This is a genomic window from Glutamicibacter protophormiae (genome assembly GCF_016894325.1).
In the GTDB taxonomy this organism is placed as follows: Bacteria; Actinomycetota; Actinomycetes; order Actinomycetales; family Micrococcaceae; genus Glutamicibacter; species Glutamicibacter protophormiae.
Window position 1 is genome coordinate 1 of record NZ_CP069808.1, and the last position, 19303, is coordinate 19303.

Consider the following 19303-nt stretch of genomic DNA (forward strand, 5'->3'; position numbering starts at 1 on the left):
CAGCGACTTGTACTGCTTCGTTCATGGTGTTTCCTCACTTTCAGATGATTCATTGAAAACTAGCCCGGCCATTCTTCGGCGGGTGGTTCCGGTTCCTCCTCCCGAGATACGTCATCCTTTGATTCGTGGACTTGACGTTGGTCAGGGAACAAGCCCTCCGGCGGAGCTGCATAGGGCAATGGCTGCCCTTTTTTGGACTTGTTTTCGTCGGCGTCCGCTGCCGAGGAAAACGGCCCGTCCGGGTCCAGCAAGACCGCCATATGGTGGTCCGCGTGGTCGCGCCACCACACGCTCATGCCGGTGCTGGGGTCCATGCGCAGGTGTTCCCAGGAACGCCATAGCGCTTCCAGACGAATCACTGCCTCGTCATATTCCCACCACCGGGCAGCCCAGACCCGCGCGCGGCCGTTGATCGCCCGTCGATAGACATTGCGCAGGTACTCACGAACAAACTCATCGACGGAACCGTAGTAGAGGGATTCCTCCGGTTCAGCCTCGCCATTGTCGTCCTGGGCTTCGTCGACCGCCTCGTTGGCCTCGACCTGTTCAGTCACGGCGGCCACGGCCGCCTGGCCAGCTCTCTCCCTGAGGGATTCCAACAGCTCCTCAGTCAGGGCTTCGTCGACCGCGGCCGTGGCCACGTTATTGACCTGCTTGCGGACCGAGGCCTTGACCGCCGCATCAACGTATTCACCGGCAAGCCCGCCAATGTCGAGCCCAAACACCCGCCCAGGCGAGCGGGGTGTATCGGTGGCAGCGGAAGGCTGCCCCGCGTTTCCGCTGTATTCGTCCTCTCCCCAGTCGCTCACGATGCGCCCTCCGCACTCAATGCGGATTCAACCACCGAGAGTTCCTTTTCCGCTTCGAGAATCGTTTTCTCGGCTTCGGGATCATGAGCCAGGATGGACGCCCGCACGGCGTCAGCGTGCGGGCCAGCCATCCATGGCTGCGTGCGGATCAGTGTGGGCCGGTTGCCTGAGGACAGCACCACAGCGCGCCCCTTGGGCATGGCCGCCAGGTCGTCGACGTCCAGGATGCGCTCACGGTGGAGTTGCTGCGATACAGTGCGCTGTCCGCGCCCGTACGAGGTGGAGGACGTCAGACGGTCATAGTCACCGATCATGCGGGCCAGGTCCTCGAGGAAGCTGCCGTCATGGGTGGTGCCACCGCCGCCGTAGACGCGGATATTCGATGCGCTCCACAGCTTCTTCATCCCGGATTCGCCCCACACCTCGACGCCCTGGGACCAGCTCTGCAGAATGGTCATGAGAATGATTCCGCGGGAACCATAGTGGCTGTAGAGGTTCGGCAGATCACGCCACCGGCAGACGTTGGCGGCCTCGTCGAGCACTCCCACCAGGGGAGTCTTTAGCCGGCCCCCGGCAGACCGGGCGGCCAGCTCCTCCGCGGCTTCCACCACGGCGACTGTCAGTGCGGTGACCAACGGTCCCGCGGTGCCACGGCCTTCCTTGGACAAGGAATAGAGCGTGCCACCATCACGGACGAACCCCGCCGGGTCAAAATGCGGCCGCGTGTCGGCCGCGCCGCGTGGGGTCACCCAGGTGGAGACCTGGCGATTGGTCAGGCACGAGGCCATCTGCTGTGCCGTGCCATACACGCCGCCGCGCTGCTTTTCGGGAGCGTCAATCACACCGGCCACCTGATCGGCGGTCAACGCGAAACCATGCTCGCGAAGAATCTCCACCGCCGTGTCATCGGTGGGACGAGTCAGCCACGTGTACACGTCGGTAATGGCCCGGTGATCCAAAGCCGCAGCCAGCAGCAGACCGGCCAAGAGGTCCTGGCCCGCCGGGTCGAAATAGGCGTCAGTCTTAGCGCCGGGGTCACGAGAGCCAGAAGCGAAGTGCTCGGCCAGCTTGGCCGCGCGCACTTCGTCAGTGACGTACGAGAGCGGATTCCACCACCAGTTCGGTTCTTCCAAGGCGATCGACTGGGGATCAAAGACCCACACCGGGCCAGTCTTGGCCCGCACGTCCCTGGTGGCGTCCACTACGTCGCGTTTATTGGAAGTCACCAAGACACCGCCTGGAGCATCGAGGATGGCCGGAACCGCGCGACTTGTCGTCTTGCCTGTACGCGGCCCCCAAATATCAATGTGCATGTCCTCCCAGGAGCCATGCAGCGGTGCCCCGCCTCCAACGGTTCGGCCAATCGGGACACCGCAGGAGTTCTCGACGCCCAGCCGCTTGGCCGAAGCCTGCGCTGCCTTGGACGTCAACGATTCAATGTCCTTGCCCCGACCCATGTAGGAGGCGGCCCGGTCCACGCGGCTACGGCCCTTGCGCATACGGCGAAGCAGCAAGCCGAATAGCACCGCCAGGACGATGACAACGAGGCCCATCCCGGCCAGTACCCACCATCCTGGCGCACCTGGCCAGCTCAGCTTGCCACCGAAGAGACCGAACACCAGGGAGAACGGATCGGCGGGCAAAACTTCGCCGGTCCCTGCAATCTTGTGGCCCAGGAACATCGCGGCGTAGATCGAGCCGACACCGACCACCACCACGACAATACCGATCCAGACCAGGACCGCCTCAGAGCCCATGCCGCCGGGATCCCGGCGGCGGTTGTTCTGGATGCTCATGCTTCTGCCTCCTCGACGACATGCAGTGCACGGCGGCCGACGCGCGACCGTTCGTGCCAAAGCTTGTTGGTGTCATTGATAGATTTTTCAACGTCAGTCAGCTGCACATTGACGGGAATGCCTGGACGGCCGCCAACCTTCACCAGGAACTTGCCGCGTCCCGGAGGGTCGGCTTCCTGCCCAGCAGCAGGGTCCCACGCAGGCGGGTCCTGCCAACCGATCAACAAACCTTGTTCCGCTTCGGAGAACGGCACCGCGGCAGTGAGCTGGGGCATCTCGGCCGAGGGCAATCCGCCGCAGATGACCATGCCGGAACGCTCGACGAAACCGCGAGCCTTCATCCGGTCCTCTTCGCTGGCCAGGGCCAGCAGGTCACTCATGGTGTGCGAAATCATTGCCATGCCGACACCGCGTTGGCGGTTCAAACGGGTCAATGCGTCGACGCGATCGACCATGCCGCGTCCGGCGCGCAGGGCACGCCACAGCTCGTCGAGGATGACGAAATAGTGCCGCCGTGGTTCCAGCCCAGCATCAGCCAAGGCGTTGGCCACGTTGACCGTGCCGAACCCGGCTGACCAGCAGGCCAGCAACGTGGCAGCCTGTAGGTCCATTTCGGAATCGTCGATGGCGGACACGTCGTAGACCACCGGGGCATCGCGACGCATCGGATTCGTTGTCTGGCGGGAGAACGTCTCGCCAAGACGCCCGCCACCCACCAGGCCGATGAGGGAGGCTTCCAGGCTCTCGGTGATCGCCTTGTAACGGGTATCATCGCCACGGTCCAGAGCCACCGCCCGAACCTCCTCCGGGCCGTCCTGGATCACCCGGAGCAGGTCTCCCAGTACCGGCACACCCTCGTGATGAGCGTCGAGCCACTTCAAGGACCTGTCAATGATCGTTTCCTCGCGGTCCGTTGGCGGAGCTGAACGCAAAATCGTCAGGAGCGCCGAGACCATCGTGTGCCGACGTCCGTGTGCATCGGCCATCACCTGGGCGGCTTCCTTCTCATGTCCGGAAGCGCGCAGCCGCTCGGCTGCTTCGGTAGCTTCACCAGGATCGAGCACATTCAAGTACCCGCGCCCACGGCCCAGGGTGATGATCTGGCCGCCCATGGCCTCGATGAGGTCAACATAATCAGGCTTCAAATCCCCCAGAACCAGGGGCATTACGCCGTACCCAGCCAGCCCCGTAGCCATCCGTCGAACCAGCGTCGACTTGCCCAGGCCAGGCTTTCCCAATACGAAAGCACTCGGATTGCTGATGAGCTTGGCTCGTTGGAACCAGGAAATGGGATCACAGCACAAAGTGGCTCCGGTGTGGATGTGGCGGCCAAGCGGGACACCGACCATCGGTGTTCCGGTGCCGATGGCAAACGGCCACATACCGCACACCTGAACTGTGGTGCCGCGCCACTCATCGGCTTGCTGCACATAAACTGACTGACCGCGGCCGCGGCCAATCCACCCACGCATGGGAGGTCGCTGCGGCTTTACCTCTACCGGCTCGGCCATGACTTTCAGTGCGCGCTTTTTATTGGCCTTGGAGAGGTTCTTCCACGGATTCGGGAAGAACGACAGACCGCGCCGGGCCTCACGCTTTTGCGCCTTGACTACTTTCTGGCTCATAGCTTCTCCCTCAATTCAGCCGGGACCTTGATGTGCTTTGGCAGTACCAGGCCCAAGGGGAGGGCAGCGGCAAATGCCGAGTCCTGCGATCCATACACCGGGCGAATACGCAGACGGGCCGTGGCGGAGAGGTTGTCGATGGCAGCTCGTGCATCGGCTTCCTTTTCCAGGTCGGTCACCGTGGCCGTCACCAGCATTCCGAACTGGACCAAACCAGCACCGGAAGCTTCCTCACTGGCCGTTGCCGCCGCCGCGCGAACCGCGAGGCTATCGCGGGCCGCTGGCTTGTTGGTCGACGTCACCCGGAACTCAGCGGCGCGCAGGTCTGCCTCCACCATGGCGGCAGCCTTCGCGGCGTCGATCGGGCGATACAGCAAGGTGACGCGCTTACGAGCAATATCGCGGTGCGGAGCGAGCAGACGAGCCAGCACGCCGCTTTGGACGTTACCGCGCGGTGCCGAGGTCATCGCCCAAGTGCAGGAGTAGGCCGAATCGTGGCGGTATCCGCCCCAAGAGGCCTGAGCTGCCGAAGGGCCAACATCTGGCCAGGTCAGTTCCGGCGTCTCGCCTGCCGCGTGGGCTTCGTCGATCAGCACGGCGGCGGCTGGATCGTAGGCAATGCGGATTGTCTCGCACAGTTCCTGCGCTGAAAGCGGGTGAGCAGCACCGGCCCCGGTCGCCTGCAATCCAGCGGTCAAGCCAGGCAAACGCGCAGCCAGCTCGCGGGCCATTTCCTCCGCCTGGCGCTTCTTGCTACCCGAGCGATGGGACGCATTGAACGTAATGGAGGCGAAAGCCTTCACCGTTGACGAACCAGAAGGATAGGTCACGCGCACTTCGCCCAGCATGGCCTTGGCAAAGGCCGGGGCCTCGTCGTCCATGTTCATATCAATTTCACGACGCAAGCGCGTTCCTGAATCGGGGGCGGCTTCGATAGTTACCGAGGCCGCCTCAATGCCCGGTTCATCGCCCAGGTTTGCGAGCCAGTGACCCCAATCGGCCACCCACACATCAATCTGTTCCTGGTCAACCAGGGCCGCTCCGTCTGGCTCGGTGCCAATGACCACCGAGAACGAGGACGTTGCCGGAGTGTAGAGCAGCGCGAACTTACGCCCGTAGGAATCAGTGTGCTCGGTCAACCGAGTAGGGGCAGCCAATCCAGGGAGTTGGAAAGTACCCCACAAAGCCCGACCCAACGGACCTGAACGGTAGATGTTCGAACCGCGGGAACGGGAGGACCACCAAGCGACGCGAGCACCACCGCGGCTAAGAATGTTCTTGCCGTGTGAGTCCTTCGTCAGGACTGCCAGCATCACCAACCCGAGAATGCCGCCAAGGATCACCGCCTCTAGAAGGCCGGCGATCATGACCACGACAACAACCAGGATCAATCCGCCCAGCAGCAGCACCGTGCCAACGGACCCCAGTCCGAGGATGCCTGGCGACGTCGGACGACGCCAGTTTCCATAGGTCCGTGGACCTCTGTTCTGCATATCAACGGCTGCCATCTGGCCCGCCCCCTTCTTCACCTGTGGATTGTTCGCCGACACTCTGCGCCGCTCCCGCAGCGGCTTGGCCAGCCTTCTTGCCTGCTTCTAATGCCGCACCCGCGGCAAGACCAACCGGACCAGCCGCAGCCCCCGCGGCGGCAGCTCCTCCTCCTGCACCAGCAGCAGCTCCACCACCAGCAGCGGCTCCTCCTCCTGCACCAGCAGCAGCTCCACCACCAGCAGCGGCTCCTCCGCCTGCACCAGCAGACGCAGCCGCAGCACCCTGGCCTTGTGTTGCACCGCCGGACGACGGTGCAGCTCCGGACCCTCCCCCGGATGAGGCCGCAGCCCCAGAACCGCTACCGGAACCACTTTGCTGAGGCCCGGAGGTCTGAGCAGCCTGTGTAGCGGAATCCCCGCCACCACGGCCGCCCGAAGGCCCCTGTGATCCTTGCTCCCCGTTCGAACCTGAATTGCCGTTGGGAGCCGATGAATTCGCCGACCCGCCACCATTGTTCGACGCCAGGCGGCCAATGGCCGCCGCGCCGCTAGGCAAGGCCGCCAATGCACCGGCCGCCAGCATGCCTCCGGCAGCACCTCCCGCCATGGCCCCAACCATGGGAGTCACGAAGCGCATCAAGGCAGGCATCGCAAACAAGGCAATAATCATCAGCATCAGCCCCGTAAGCACAGCCAGCAAGCCAGTTCCATCGTCGGCAAAAACGTCGGTTCCGACGAGCTGGAAAGCCGCCGCATAAACAATCGCTGCCGCGGGCTTATAGAGGATAAATGCGACGAGCCAGCCGATGCACTTCTTGAACCAGCTTTTGCCCATTTCGGTGTTGGTGAATGAAGCAGCCAGAGGAAGAATTCCGGCCAGGATGACCAGCATTCCTCCGCGTGCCACCATGAGCACAATCTGGAACGCGGCCGCGAGAATAGCGATCAGCCCCAGAATGATGATGAGGATTGCGCCTAGCCCACCAGTTGATGGATTTGTGGTCAAGGCAAGCAGCGTCAGCATGTTTTCACCGAAACAAGCTGATCCTTCGGTAACACTGCAATCCAGCGAACCGTCGATGATCCAGACTGCGAACGAATCGGCAGCCGCGACCAGCAACCCGACAATGGTCACGCCTGCACCTGCAACAACCACCAGGGTCAGCAGACTCTTGACTGTTTCGCGTCCAGGTTCAGCTCGCTGTTCCCAGACCATCCGTGCACCACCGATGATGACGGAAACTATCGCCGCTGCACCCATGTACCACCACAGCCCAGATTGGATGAATAGCACTGCGCCACCGGCATTATTTGGGCCGGAAGGCATAAGGCCTGACACCATGGCACTTGCACCGGAAATGAATACGACGGCTGCCAGAATGAGGCCAATCTTGCCCACCGCGGCAACACCTTCACCCGCACGCATGCGCGTAGCGATAAGAGCGCCGAGGATGAACAAGGAGATGATGGCGACGGCAAGGCTGATCCAGGTTACATAGCCCATAACTATGCTGATGTTCGTCGAATTTGGGGCCGAGCTGCCAGCCTCAATTGAGGACCCGCCGCCAGTTCCAGTGAGGTTTGGCGTTCCGATGTGAACCCATACCGTACCTAGCGATCCGATCGCTTTGCCAAACGCCTCCATGATCGCGTTGGCCATATTCTCGATAGCATCCCCAACCGTTGATTCAACCCAGTTATCGAGCTTGCAGCCAGCATCAAAGAGGCCACATTCTTTTGCCATGTCTGTTTACTCCCCCCAGGCTATATATCCTGAAACATCAGGAATCTGCGCAATTCGCAGAGGATCGGTTGGATTCTGTGGCAGTAACTTCCAATCTCCGTCTTCCCAAACCAAGTCATAGACAGCGGATGCATACACGGAATTACCGTTGCCGACGGCTTTGGCAGCTATATCAATGCGGGCCGTCTCGCCGTCATATTCGAGGATCTTAAATCCTGAGATGCCCATTCGCGTTTCAGACGAGGTACCGGAACTCACTTCGGTGAGAAGGTCACTACGGTTTGGAGTCTCTGTGGACAGGAAATACTCAATCCAAGGTCCCGAGACTTCTGGGGAGGAACCCTGCACAAGGGCATTCCCGGCCGCGAATACCGCACCTTCCGGCGAATGCTGGAAGCAGTAGCGATATTTCTTATCGCTTTTTTCAGCAGGCCCAAATTTCGATGAAGTTGGGTAGGCCGTCGTGCCTAGGTATTCCCATTTCGCTTCCGGGGCGGTGGTTAGGGAACCGCTCAGTACTTCGCCGCTAAGGCCGCAAACACTCGCGCCGCCCGCGACCGCCGAAGGTTCGGTGGTCGGGGCGGCGCTGGTGTTAGTTGGCGATGACGGCGAGGGCGCAGTCTCAGGATCGTTTCGGTTCGCATTGACGAAACCGATAACTACCCCGAGCACCACGATCAGGAACACCACCACAGCCGCGATAATGAATCCTGGCTTGGTGAAGGGGCTCTGTTCGTTGTCCTCAGTAGTCATTTTGATTTCTCCGATCAGGCTCCGGCCAGGAAGCCAACGAGGGCGGCAGCCGCCGAAATGACGATCACACCGCCTAGTGCCATGCCGATCTTGCCGACGTGTTCGCCGCCTTCGCCGCGGCGGGAATTAATTGCCATCAACGCACCGGCGGCGAACAGGCCCAGGATGCAGACTGCGAGGGCAACCCATTTGCCCCAGCCCATCACCTGGTTGAAACCGCCGGTTCCCGGGGGCTGGATCGGATCGGGGTTAGGGAGTTGGAGAGGCATCGCGGCGACAACGTCGCCCATCGTCGATGCAGCAGTCAGAAGCAAGCTCATTGCTGTTCCTTTCGATTGGTGATGCCGTCGGCACCGGATTGGATAAGAGCGCTTAGCTCGTCGACGAGTCGACGGACACCACGCGGGGCGTCTGATAGAGCCACAGGCTCATCCAAACGCCACGATTCGATCCACGGCACAGTCCATGTGCGTGGAACTCCCCCGCCGACTACCTGCGCAAAATCGCGCAGGGGGCGAGGGAGCCGACCTGGCGCGTCCGCGACGACCACCAGGCCAAGAATTTCGATATGTGGGACCATTCCGGCAGCCCACTGCGTTGCGGCCACCTGGGCGGCTCGCAGGCCGCGCATGTTGGACCGGGCGACGAGAACGACACGGACAGCATCGTTTCCTGGTGTTCGTGGCCATCCATGGTCGGCCGCGGGCCAGTCGGGAACCAGCGTCGAAAGGCTGGATTCGCCAGCGCCACCATGTACACCTAGCCACCATAGATCGGCGTCATTCTGGCGATCCTGCACCGGCAGTTGATCCACGCGGTCAGGCGCGGGCACGCCGCTCTGCGGGCTCACAGGCCCGGTCGCAGGTGGCACCTCCACCTCGGGGGCTTTCACGTCCACGGGCTCCGGTGATGTTGACCGAGAGAGCCACGGGTTGTTGGCATCTGTCACAACGACACGCTCCGCATCATAATGGTGTACATAGGTTCCTACATCTTTATTCTATCGAGTTTAGGCAACCAGGGCAATAGAGCTATACAGAGTATTTTTGAGTATTAAGGATGGTAATACAGTATGTTTGCGTATAACATTGGTTCATGCGGACACAATGTCGGGGGTGCATCATGACCGACGGCCTCGATGCACTATTCGAAGGTCGCCGAGCGACCTTAACTGCGCCCGAAGTCGCGGAAATCCTGGGCATGACGAAACAGGGCGTCTATCACTGGCTGCGCGACGGGGTAATTCCCGGCTATAAAGTAGGCACAACATGGTTTATCCTTCGTGATGATTTAAAGGAGACTTTACGCAAAGGGGCTAACACTCCGCGAGTTAAAGACACACCTGCACACTTGGAGGAGGAATGATATGCAACGAACAGCCCTAGGAGCCTGCGCCCTGGCCACCGCCCTCATGCTGAGCGCTTGCGGCGGTGGACAGCAGTCCAACGAGCCTGCGCCGAGCAATCCGCCAAGTACCGCTCCCACAATGCCCGATTTGGACCAGTTCACCCCGGCACCAACTGGACAGCTGGATGAGGACACCCAGGAAACCGCCTCCCCCGTTGAAGTCCCAACCTGGGATGAAGCCGCGCGAACAAGCGTCATCAAGGCAGCGGAAACGGCAATGAAGGCCTTCGCACGTCCGAACCTGGACCAGAAAACCTGGTGGGCCGACGTCCAACCGCTTCTCACACAACAAGCCAGCGCGGATTACTCCTACGTGCAACCGGCTTCCATCCCGGCGAACAAAGTCACCGGGGCCGGAAAGCTGGTGGATGATTCCAGCGCCTACGTCGGAGTCGTGGAAGTCCCGACAAATGCAGGGACTTACACCCTCATCCTGAACCGCAGTGCTGCCAATGCTCCATGGAAAGTCAGCCGTTTCACCCCGCCGGAGGAGGCCAACTAATCATGTCCGAGCGCAAATCAGGAGGGCTCATCGCTCTCCTCGCCATCCCCGCACTCGTGCTGGGCCTGGTGTTCAGCATTGTCCTCCTGGGTGGCTCGGACGACGCAGCAGCAGCATGCAATCCCGATGGGTCCGGCAACAGCCTCAGCATCGACCCGGATACCGTTCCTGACAACGAAATCTCAGGGTACGGACACGAGCAGTTGGTCAATGCCGCCCACATCATCCAGGCCGGTAAGGACCTGGACCTGGGCGTAAGAGACCAAACCATCGGCGTGATGACCGCAATGGGCGAATCGACCTTGCGTGTCCTTGATTATGGGGATGGGCCGGGACCAGACTCACGCGGACTGTTCCAGCAGCGTGATAACGGGGCGTGGGGGTCCTACGAGGACCGGATGGACCCCTACATTTCCGCAACCAGCTTCTTCAAAGTCCTGGCCAAGATTGAGGACCGCGAATCCCTGGCGCCCACCATTGTTGCCCACCGGGTGCAGATCAACGCCGACCCATACCACTACGAAAAGTACTGGCCAGCAGCCGTCGCAGTCGTCGAAGGATTGTCCGGCGTCGACACCGGGCTCAATGCCGAAAATGGTGGAGGCGAAGAATGTTCCAGCGGAGAAACCGAGTCCGGCGAAGTCAACCAAAACGGGTGGGCCAAGCCGGGCGACGGACCGATCAACGCATCATTTGGTCCCCGTCCTGTCATTCAGACCCCTAGTGGACCGACCTACCCATTCCACTTCGGCACCGATTTCCAGGCCGGTGGCTGCGACGGACCCATCTGGGCCGCACAGAAAGGCACCGTCAGCCAGATCGTCCAAGACTCTGGCGGGGGCTGGCGTATCGAAGTTGATCACGGCGGAGGTGTCACCACCTGGTACGTCCACATGTACGCGAACGGAATTCTTGTAGACGTGGGAGACAAGGTAAAAGCCGGACAACAGATCGCCCGCACTGGAAGCTCGGGATTCAGCACCGGATGCCACCTGCACTTCGAGGTGCAAGTGAACGGCGAAAAGGTAGACCCCATCTCATTCCTGGCAGAAGTCGGGATCACTTACTAACCGAAGGAGTCATCATGAGCACGGAAACAACGGCCACATGGCCACGGGTTGAAGCAGTCATCAAGGACGACGGCACCGGAGAAGTCAGCATCGGCGGGACTGTCCACCAAATCCGCACCAACAGCCTGCCCGACGCACGCACCGCCGTTATCAGCCTGGTGGCACAGACAGCGGATAAACTCGGCCGCCGCGTCCGTGCAAGCATGAGTGACCCTGATGGAGACTGGCCACTTATCATCCACGCAGATGGCACGGTAGAGCCTGATGACACAGCAGAGGCCAAGCCGCGCCAGCGGCCTGAGGCTTCTACCGAACCAGAATCTGGGGAGAAACCGGCCAGCGAAGTCTCAAGCCAAGAGTCAACACCCGAGGCGGAAACAGAAGCCAGCGCGTCACCAGTTGATCAAGACGCCACGCAGCAGGCCCCAGGATGGGTCCGCTCCGCCGAACAACAAGCAGAGACCGCCGCGACGGTCACCAGTTACCCCAGCAGGCGTGAACGCCGCCAATCCTTCCTTACCCAAGAACAGGCCGAGGAACCGGCAACCAAGGGATGGCGCGGAAGCTTCACACGCATGGGCATCCGCATGAGCCCCAACGAGGCGGAACGCGCCGAACGGGCAGATGTGCAGGCCGTGAGCCAGCACTGGCCAGGGCCACGAACCATTGCCATCGTCAACGGCAAGGGCGGGGCCGGCAAAACCCCTTCCACGGCACTTCTCGCGGCGGTATTCGCGCGCTACGGAGGAGCCGGGGTACTGACCTGGGACAACAACCAGACCCGTGGAACACTCGGCTGGCGCACCGAGCAAGGACCGCACGAAGCAACCCTGCTGGAACTACTGCCCCAGGTCGAACGCCTGCTCAGCACTGGTGCGCAGTCTGCCGACCTCGCCCACTACGTGCACCACCAAACCCGCGATCGGTTCGACGTCCTGCGATCCAAACCGATGGAACTGGCTTCTGCCCAGCGAGTCGACGCCGAAGATGTTGACTCCATCCACCAAGTGGCCAGCAAGTACTACCGCCTGATCTTCATCGACAGCGGCAACGATGAGTCGGACCCGATGTGGCGTCGAATGATCGACCACACCGACCAGCTCGTGGTGGCCACCACCACCCGAGATGACCATGCGGAAGCCGGAGCGCTTCTTCTAGAGGCACTGGCCGAACGAGACGAACGCTCGGCCCGCCTAGCAGAACAAGCCGTCGTCATCGTGAACCAGGCCGACCCCAAGGCGCACGCCTCCGACTTGACCCGCGTGGCCACCGGATACCGAGACCTTGCCCGCGAAGCCATCACCATCCCGCATGACCCCGCGATGGTCGACGGGGTACTTCGATACGGCTCCCTCCGACCAGCGACACAGCGCGCCTGGCTGGCAGCCGGTGCGGCGGTCGCACGCGGACTATGATCCGTTCCCAGGCTCTCCCCCAACCCGAGCGGGTAGCGGACTGGCCGCGGCTCACCGCGACAGTCCGCCCCGACGGGACCGGAAGCCTGACTATCAATGGCACCGAACACGCCTGCCAGGCTCTCTCAGTCGACGAGCTGCGCACCGGCATGATTGCCCATTGCACGGCGATCGCCGCACGCCTGGGCCGTCCCGTACGCCTCACTGTCACCGAGGACACCTCAGCATGGGTACTGGGTATCCGGCCCCAGGGAATCGTGCAGCTCGTCGACGAACAGGGCATGATCCCGGCGGCCGATACCCTCGGTGTGCACGAAGGCCGCTGCCGCAAGTGCCGCCGCCTACAGAGCGTCACCGCTGCAAACTGCGGGCAGTGTGGCATCACCGACCCTCATAGGATCACGGTTGATCCGCCGAGTACTGAATTTGACGACTCGAAATGAAAAAATTCGCGTGTCGTTACACTTAATGGTTCCGTCACCGCTAGGGTGGTTGTTATGAACGCACGTGGCCGCGAACGCGGTTCGCTCAAAGAAGCGAAAAAGATAGGTCTCTGGTTTGAGGCCAATGCTGACGCGCGCCTCACTGACATGGCGGCTGCTGCTGGCACCTCCAGGTCAGCCCTCGCGCAGTGGCTTGTTGAAACTGCCGAAAAGGACACCGAAGGCCGCCCTGCAGGCTGGGCAGCCGCGCATCCTCGTGAGGGGGAACTGCCCCTAGACCGCAAATAAAAAAGAATCCCCGCCCTTGGCCGGGCGGGGATTCAGAAGCGTAGCGCCGGATCTGTTGAAGTTTGCAAGACAGATCAGATCTGGCGATATGAAGAACCGGCTGGCGAAGCCGGGACCTTCGTTGTACCTATCGGACCTAACCGAAAGGCTGATCCCATCATAGCGTCTACATCTACAGAGTTCCATGCCGCCACGACTGGCGCGCCATGGGAACTTACCGCTGCCATCAGCCCACGCCCCAGCGTGCGCCTGGCAACGGTAGACGCCTATGGCCAAGTGCTCAACGAATACACCAGCCATCGCCGTGTCAACGCCCACGAGCCAGACCGTCCCTGGGCGGTCTATCTGGCGGACCCCGATCGACGGTTCAAGCTCCTCTGCTTCGACCTCGACGCCAAGACGCCCGGCGCAGCCAACGCAGCAGCTCGCGATGCCGAGGTCATCTCTGGCTTGCTCAATGACGTAGGGCTGAACGCCCTTGTGTGCCAATCCGGTCCTGCCGGTGGCCGCCACGTCTGGACCGCCCTGGCGGAAGGCATCGACGCCGAGACCGTGGCCACGATGGCGCGCCTGGCCCGCCACATCTGCCCTACTCTCGACCTCTCCCCCCTAGCCAACGCCGTCACCGGCTGCGTACGCCCGCCAGGTTCCCCCCACCGCAATGGCGGGCATTCCACCGTGCTTAGCGGCTCACTGAGCATTCTCACGCACCCCACGGGCACCGCGGCCGCCGTGCGAACCCTCGTTGAGCGCCTGGCGGTCCTCGTCGACGACGCCGAACCGGCTCGCACCATCGACCCACGCAAACCGCTTCCACTTGATGACCACGCCCGCCTGTACCTGGCTGGCCCTCGGCGCGAGCTGCCTGCCGTCAGTGCCGCCGCGCTCCGCGAGGATGCCGCCTCGGGCGATGCCTCAGCGGTCCTCTGGCGCGTCCTGATCGGTGCGGCCGCCGCACGGTGGAGGCACGCCGATGTGGCCGCCCTCGTGCCCACCAGCCCCGGCCTGGAACACATACGCACCTACCGGGACCGTAACGAGCGCAAGCCCCGCGGCCACATCGACGCTGCGCGCGTGCTGCGCCGACAGTGGGACAAGGCCGTCAAGTACGTGGCCAGCAGCGATCGCCAGATCGGTGACGATCCCACTTTCGACGCGCGCGCCGACGCCATCGCCGCACACGTACGACACATCCAAACCCGCGCCGACGCGGCCACCGGCCGATGGAGCCGCGGCGGAGGCCCCGCAGACCGCCGTGTGCTCGACGTGCTGTGCGTCCTTGCCTTACAGGCCCTGGACGCCGTTGTGGAAGCCGATACCCGCCGCATAGCCCTCATGGCTGGCATCGGCCGGGAAACGGCCCGCACGGCCCTCCTGCGCCTCTCCGCCGATGACTGGATCAACCAGGAACGGACGGCCGAGGGACCCCATGGAGCTGCCTGGAAAATCGGACCGCAGGACACTATCCACAGCTCTCTGGATATAGATCGGTCACAAGCGGACCCGCGCCCCGCAGGGGCCGGGGCCGCAGAAAGAACTACCCTCCTCGCCTCGCTCACCGCCCGCACGACGGACGCCGCGCACGACCTATTCACGCTGGGTCCCGGCCTTGGACACCTGGCAGGGAACACCTACGCTCACACCACTTCTGATCCTCAACGAACCGATGACTTCGCTCGTGCTCTTGGTGCTACACCTGGTCAGATGCTCCGAATCCTTACCCGTCTCACCGCGGCTGGTGTCCTGGTCAATAACGGCAATGGCTGGCACAGGCCCACACCCGACCGCCGCCAGGCCGCCGCAGTACGTCTTGGCATCAATGGGCGCCTGGTTGACCGGGCCAACCGCTACGCTATCGAACGGGAATTGTGGGCCTGGTGGCAAGCGGAGGAATCCTGGATGAATGAACCGCGCCGCACCGCGCCGCACCGCCGCCCAGGCAAGGGACAGCTTTCGCTTCTTCCCGATGACGGGACCCACGCATATGGCCCGTATCCGCGTCGAGCCGACGGCCGAGCCGACTACGAAGCGGCCCGACGCGAGCTTGTCGAGGAACGCAACGGAGTTGCCGCCCGTCGGCAGCCTGAACAAGCCGCCCCGACAAAAGAGGACGCCAGCACCGCGACGGATATTGAACGCATTTTCTTCGACATTCTGGGAGCCGAACGTATCGCCTAGAAACGTCGTGCGCCCACACGTGGATGGCTGCCAAGGCACCCTCCCACCTGGGGACGACGACACCCGGAATCCCCCGACTCCCAATGTGCACAGCCCAGCTAGCGCCAGGGCTGGCCTGCACACAGTGGGGACGGAACGGAAACTGCACCACCCGTCGGCCAAGAGGCCTCCCCTGCGAAGGCTGACGCCCTCGCGCTCCCCGGCCCCTGCGGGCCGACACGACACCGACGGCCGCTGCGCGGCCGAGCACCTTTGCCACACCCTCGTACCTCGTTCCTGACGCTCCATCATTGCCGGCCGTCGTTACGCGCAAGGGCTGCGCCCCGGCTCCTCCGAAACTTTTTTGGCCGCGTCGCAAGCTCCTTATTCGGCCAAAAAACTTTCTCCCCCGCCGCCCTACGGGTTGCACTTCACTCCTTGCGCCGGCACTGCTCCGCTTATCAGGAACGAGGCCACCAAGCGAACGCCTCACCACCCCATCCTGTTAGTACTATTACCGGAGGTTTTTATCATGGTCCGCAAGGTCAAGAACAGCAAGAGCCCCGAGCAGCGCCGCGCCGAAGCCGAAGCCCTGCAAGCCTCAATTGCCCAGCAGGTCGAGGAGCTGCGCGAATCCGAAGCCTGGACGCGCTTCCTGGACTTCGCGCAGTCCTTCCACCGCTACAGCATCAACAACCTGTTGTTGATCCTCTCCCAGCAGCCCGAAGCAACCCACGTTGCCGGATACCGCACCTGGCAGAAGCTGGGACGCCAGGTCCGCAAGGGAGAGAAGGGAATCCGCATTTTCGGCGGCCGCGACGTCGTAACCACCCAGGAAGACGAGCGCACAGGCGAGGAGAAGGAACAGCGCACCCGCCGATTCTTCCCCGTCTCGGTATTCGACATGAGCCAGACCGACCCCATCGACCCCGAGGCACAGGACCCGAGCACCATCGCCCACAAGCTCACCGGGGAGGACCCCAGCGGCATCGTTGACGCCGTAACCGACTACCTCACCGGCCAGGGCTGGACCGTCACGCGCGAACCCATCCCCGGCACGGCCAACGGCTACACCACCACCGACGGGAGCCGCCGCGTCGTCGTGGATTCGGACCTCTCCCCCGCGCAAGCCGCCAAAACCGCACTGCACGAGGCCGCACATGTCATCCTGCACGCCGAGGAGGACCCCGCCGAATACGTCGAGCACCGAGGCATCAAGGAGACCGAGGCCGAGAGCGTGGCCTACGTAGTTGCCGGAATTCTCGGACTCGACACCAGCGCCTACAGCATCGGCTACGTGGCCGGATGGAGCCAGGGAAACGCCGAGACTATCAAGGAAACCGCCGCCCACGTACTGCGCACCGCGCACACCCTAGCCGAGGCAATCACCGAGAGCGAAGAAGAAACCGAAGCCGCCTAAAAACTCTCCCGAATAGTACTATCACCCTTGCTTTTCAGTAACGGTGATAGTACTATTAGAGTTATAAGGAACAAGCAAGAGAAAGGAAAGTGTCATGTCTGATAGCTCCGAGTGGCAGGCAAGGGCCGACGAGGAAAACCGCATCAATCGCGCGGCAGAGAAGTCCTGGAAAGAAATGTTCCCCGAAGAGGTGGAGGACGGGCCCAACCGAGGGTGGCCTGACTATGACTAGCGGATAGTACTATTGCCGCTAAGCAAAGTTAGCGGCAATAGTACTATTAGAGGTAAATGCAAACCGTGAGAAAGGAAACCCATGAACAAGGCACTTTTCACCTATCCCGAAAAAGCAGTATTCGGTGCCACCGAAGAGCATCGCCGCACCGCCAGCGACCTGCGCCGGGCCATCGGCCCGGGCGTGCTGGGTTCGCTCGGCGCTACAGACCTTGCCACCGTGCCAGGCAGTCACCAGTGCGGCGGCCTGATGTTCACCGCCCGAGTTCTCCCGCTCACCAAGAGCGGCGCGCGCGGTACGCAGCCGCGCAAGATGGCCGTCATGGTCAGCCTCACCCCCGCCGATGAAATCGACGTTGAGGTGCGGGAAATTGCGCGAACAACCAAGCACGCACACATCGAAGGAATCTACATCGACCAGCTCGCCAGGGCGGCGCTGGCCATCGACTACGACGGCCCCACGGCACTAAACCCGCGCTACTGGCACTAACCGAATAGTACTATCACCGTTGCTTTTTAGTAGCGGTGATAGTACTATTAGAGGTATGGAAACGCAAACAACAGGGCGCAGCGAAACCACCGAAAGCGATCTACGGGAGATAGCTGCCGACACCATCGCAGGCATCAGCGAGGAATACCACGCCGCCCTAGTCCGCGAAACCCTGGACAGCTGCCAGGGGCGAAGCGCCGGGCAGGTTGTCGACCTCATGCAGAACATAGCAGCGGCGCGTCACTATCCGACGGCAGAAAAGCATGAACGATAGTACTATTACCGTTGCTTTGGGCGCACTGATAGTACTATTAGAGTTAGAGGAAGCAACCAGGAGCACTAACCAGGAGGCGAGTCGCATGGTCACGGTGTACACCACAGGGCCGGGCTGCATTCGATGCAAGATGACCAAGGACGTCATGACCGCGAAGGGGGTCGATTTCGTCGAGGTGGATATTCGGCAGAATGACGCAGCTCGCGAGTATGTCACCGAGGAGCTGGGGTATTCCGAGGCCCCGGTGTGCGTCGTGGAGGACGGCACGGGCGAGGACCACTGGTCCGGCTTCCGACCCGACAACATCAGTCGATTGGCCGCCCTGGCTAACGGCGGAGAGTGACCCTGGGAGGGTTGACCTTAGGTAACTCTGATAGTACTATTAGAGTTAGGAAGAACAGGAGGAGTGGAGTCATGAAACAGCAGATCATTACCCCCTACGACACGGGGGAGCGGTTGGAGCCGAAGGCCTGGCATGTACAGCCCCGGAACCTCCCGAGCGAGGAGGAAGCGGAGCGCTATGGGCGCGTGGACTTCGACGACGACGAGGGGCGCACCGTGCTCACCGCCTATGTCGAGCGGACGCCGACAGGCTACGCCGTGCATATCGAGAACGCGACGGAGCCCGTTACCGTGACCATCGCCGCCGCGGAGTAATTTCCCATCGACCCTGATAGTACTATCACCGTTAGAAATGCATCGAAAGGAGTCGCAATGCAGAGCATCACCATTCACCGCTTGGCGGACCTGCGCGTCGGGGATCGCATCTTGAGTCACGGGGGCCGCGCGTATCGCACGCCGCTGCGCGTGACCAGCCCCCTGGGGCCTATTGAGTTCGGTTCGCCTGTTCGGGGCGTGCGGGTCGAAAACCCCAACCCGTCCAGCGGCATCGAGTGGGTCCTGTACCCCTCGCAGATGGACGGACGTCCGATGGAAATCGAGCGTCATTAACCCTTGCCAATCAAGTAACTCTGATAGTACTATTAGAGTTACGCAACGAAGGAGAGAACCATGAGTCACATCACCCGAACCGGCAACCTGGCCGCCACCCCCGAGCTGCGCCAGGGGGAGCGCGGCGCATACACCTACGCCCGCGTCATCGTCACCGACAGGCTGCGCCAGGAGGATGGCAGCTACGCCGACGGCCCAGCCATCGCCTACGAGGTCGCCGTGAGCGGCGACCAGGCAACGAACCTTGTCGCCGCCGCGCAGGAGTCCGGCAATATCCGCGTGATGTTTTCGGGGCGCTATCGCGTCACCGAATACAAGGGCCAGCAGGGAACCAGGATCAAGCACGAAGTGAACGCCGACGAGGTGGCCGTGAGCTTGCGCGGCCAGACGGTCACCACCGCCCGGAATGGCCGCAGCAGCGACTAGGGCAGGTTGACG

At 62.2% G+C, this 19303-nt stretch carries 23 protein-coding genes; 15 read left to right on the forward strand and 8 right to left on the reverse strand.

Features of this window, described 5'->3' with window-relative positions:
- Positions 1-59: 59 nt before the first annotated feature.
- The 8 genes from JQN66_RS18145 to JQN66_RS18675 form a co-directional block, all read right to left on the reverse strand.
- Positions 60-809, reverse strand: coding sequence for a DUF4913 domain-containing protein (locus JQN66_RS18145; RefSeq protein ID WP_239464255.1), 750 nt, complete (start codon positions 807-809; stop codon positions 60-62).
- The gene (locus JQN66_RS18150; protein ID WP_204677821.1) at positions 806-2605 is read right to left on the reverse strand and encodes a TraM recognition domain-containing protein; all 1800 of its coding nucleotides are present in this window, start codon (positions 2603-2605) and stop codon (positions 806-808) included. Before JQN66_RS18150 ends, JQN66_RS18145 begins: the two co-directional genes overlap by 4 nt.
- Entirely contained in the window at positions 2602-4116 is a 1515-nt protein-coding gene (locus JQN66_RS18155; protein WP_239464259.1) for a type IV secretory system conjugative DNA transfer family protein, read from the reverse strand. The genes JQN66_RS18150 and JQN66_RS18155 overlap by 4 nt, the downstream gene beginning before the upstream one ends.
- Before the next feature lie 110 nt (positions 4117-4226).
- The gene (locus tag JQN66_RS18160) at positions 4227-5738 is read right to left on the reverse strand and encodes an SCO6880 family protein (protein WP_204677825.1); all 1512 of its coding nucleotides are present in this window, start codon (positions 5736-5738) and stop codon (positions 4227-4229) included.
- Complete coding sequence (locus tag JQN66_RS18165) at positions 5725-7464, reverse strand: TrbL/VirB6 family protein (protein WP_204677827.1); 1740 nt, start codon at positions 7462-7464, stop codon at positions 5725-5727. The genes JQN66_RS18160 and JQN66_RS18165 overlap by 14 nt, the downstream gene beginning before the upstream one ends.
- 6 nt (positions 7465-7470) lie before the next feature.
- A complete protein-coding gene (locus JQN66_RS18170; RefSeq protein WP_204677829.1) occupies positions 7471-8217 on the reverse strand; it encodes a DUF8175 domain-containg protein in 747 nt (248 codons plus the stop codon).
- Positions 8218-8231: 14 nt separating this feature from the next.
- Positions 8232-8537 (reverse strand): hypothetical protein, encoded by a 306-nt coding sequence (locus JQN66_RS18175; protein ID WP_204677830.1) that lies wholly within the window; start codon positions 8535-8537, stop codon positions 8232-8234.
- Positions 8534-9166, reverse strand: coding sequence for a DUF6668 family protein (locus tag JQN66_RS18675; protein WP_338029226.1), 633 nt, complete (start codon positions 9164-9166; stop codon positions 8534-8536). Before JQN66_RS18675 ends, JQN66_RS18175 begins: the two co-directional genes overlap by 4 nt.
- Before the next feature lie 173 nt (positions 9167-9339).
- Between JQN66_RS18675 and JQN66_RS18185 the strand changes: the two genes are divergently transcribed.
- The 15 genes from JQN66_RS18185 (at position 9340) to JQN66_RS18255 (ending at position 19291) form a co-directional block, all read left to right on the forward strand.
- Complete coding sequence (locus JQN66_RS18185) at positions 9340-9582, forward strand: helix-turn-helix domain-containing protein (RefSeq protein WP_239464256.1); 243 nt, start codon at positions 9340-9342, stop codon at positions 9580-9582.
- A gap of 1 nt (position 9583) precedes the next feature.
- Positions 9584-10126, forward strand: a complete 543-nt coding sequence (locus JQN66_RS18190) for a hypothetical protein (protein ID WP_204677836.1) — start codon at positions 9584-9586, stop codon at positions 10124-10126.
- A gap of 2 nt (positions 10127-10128) precedes the next feature.
- A complete protein-coding gene (locus JQN66_RS18195; protein WP_204677838.1) occupies positions 10129-11196 on the forward strand; it encodes a M23 family metallopeptidase in 1068 nt (355 codons plus the stop codon).
- A gap of 14 nt (positions 11197-11210) precedes the next feature.
- Positions 11211-12611: an AAA family ATPase gene (locus tag JQN66_RS18200; RefSeq protein WP_204677840.1), complete on the forward strand. Its 1401-nt coding sequence runs from the start codon at positions 11211-11213 to the stop codon at positions 12609-12611.
- On the forward strand, positions 12608-13054 hold the full coding sequence (locus tag JQN66_RS18205; RefSeq protein ID WP_204677842.1) for a hypothetical protein: 447 nt from the start codon (positions 12608-12610) through the stop codon (positions 13052-13054). Before JQN66_RS18200 ends, JQN66_RS18205 begins: the two co-directional genes overlap by 4 nt.
- Positions 13055-13108: 54 nt before the next feature.
- Positions 13109-13342: a hypothetical protein gene (locus tag JQN66_RS18210; protein WP_204677844.1), complete on the forward strand. Its 234-nt coding sequence runs from the start codon at positions 13109-13111 to the stop codon at positions 13340-13342.
- A gap of 276 nt (positions 13343-13618) precedes the next feature.
- Complete coding sequence (locus JQN66_RS18215) at positions 13619-15520, forward strand: hypothetical protein (RefSeq protein ID WP_239464257.1); 1902 nt, start codon at positions 13619-13621, stop codon at positions 15518-15520.
- 511 nt (positions 15521-16031) lie between these two features.
- The gene (locus tag JQN66_RS18220; protein ID WP_204677848.1) at positions 16032-16919 is read left to right on the forward strand and encodes an ArdC-like ssDNA-binding domain-containing protein; all 888 of its coding nucleotides are present in this window, start codon (positions 16032-16034) and stop codon (positions 16917-16919) included.
- A 94-nt stretch (positions 16920-17013) separates the two neighbouring features.
- Entirely contained in the window at positions 17014-17151 is a 138-nt protein-coding gene (locus JQN66_RS18225) for a hypothetical protein (protein ID WP_204677849.1), read from the forward strand.
- A gap of 81 nt (positions 17152-17232) precedes the next feature.
- On the forward strand, positions 17233-17640 hold the full coding sequence (locus JQN66_RS18230) for a hypothetical protein (protein WP_204677851.1): 408 nt from the start codon (positions 17233-17235) through the stop codon (positions 17638-17640).
- A 55-nt stretch (positions 17641-17695) separates the two neighbouring features.
- A complete protein-coding gene (locus JQN66_RS18235) occupies positions 17696-17914 on the forward strand; it encodes a hypothetical protein (protein ID WP_204677853.1) in 219 nt (72 codons plus the stop codon).
- A gap of 85 nt (positions 17915-17999) precedes the next feature.
- Positions 18000-18257, forward strand: a complete 258-nt coding sequence (locus JQN66_RS18240) for a glutaredoxin family protein (RefSeq protein ID WP_204677855.1) — start codon at positions 18000-18002, stop codon at positions 18255-18257.
- 71 nt (positions 18258-18328) lie between these two features.
- Positions 18329-18571: a hypothetical protein gene (locus JQN66_RS18245; RefSeq protein WP_204677857.1), complete on the forward strand. Its 243-nt coding sequence runs from the start codon at positions 18329-18331 to the stop codon at positions 18569-18571.
- Between the two features lie 57 nt (positions 18572-18628).
- Complete coding sequence (locus JQN66_RS18250; protein ID WP_204677859.1) at positions 18629-18865, forward strand: hypothetical protein; 237 nt, start codon at positions 18629-18631, stop codon at positions 18863-18865.
- Positions 18866-18925: 60 nt separating this feature from the next.
- Entirely contained in the window at positions 18926-19291 is a 366-nt protein-coding gene (locus tag JQN66_RS18255; protein ID WP_204677861.1) for a single-stranded DNA-binding protein, read from the forward strand.
- The last annotated feature ends 12 nt before the right edge of the window (positions 19292-19303 follow it).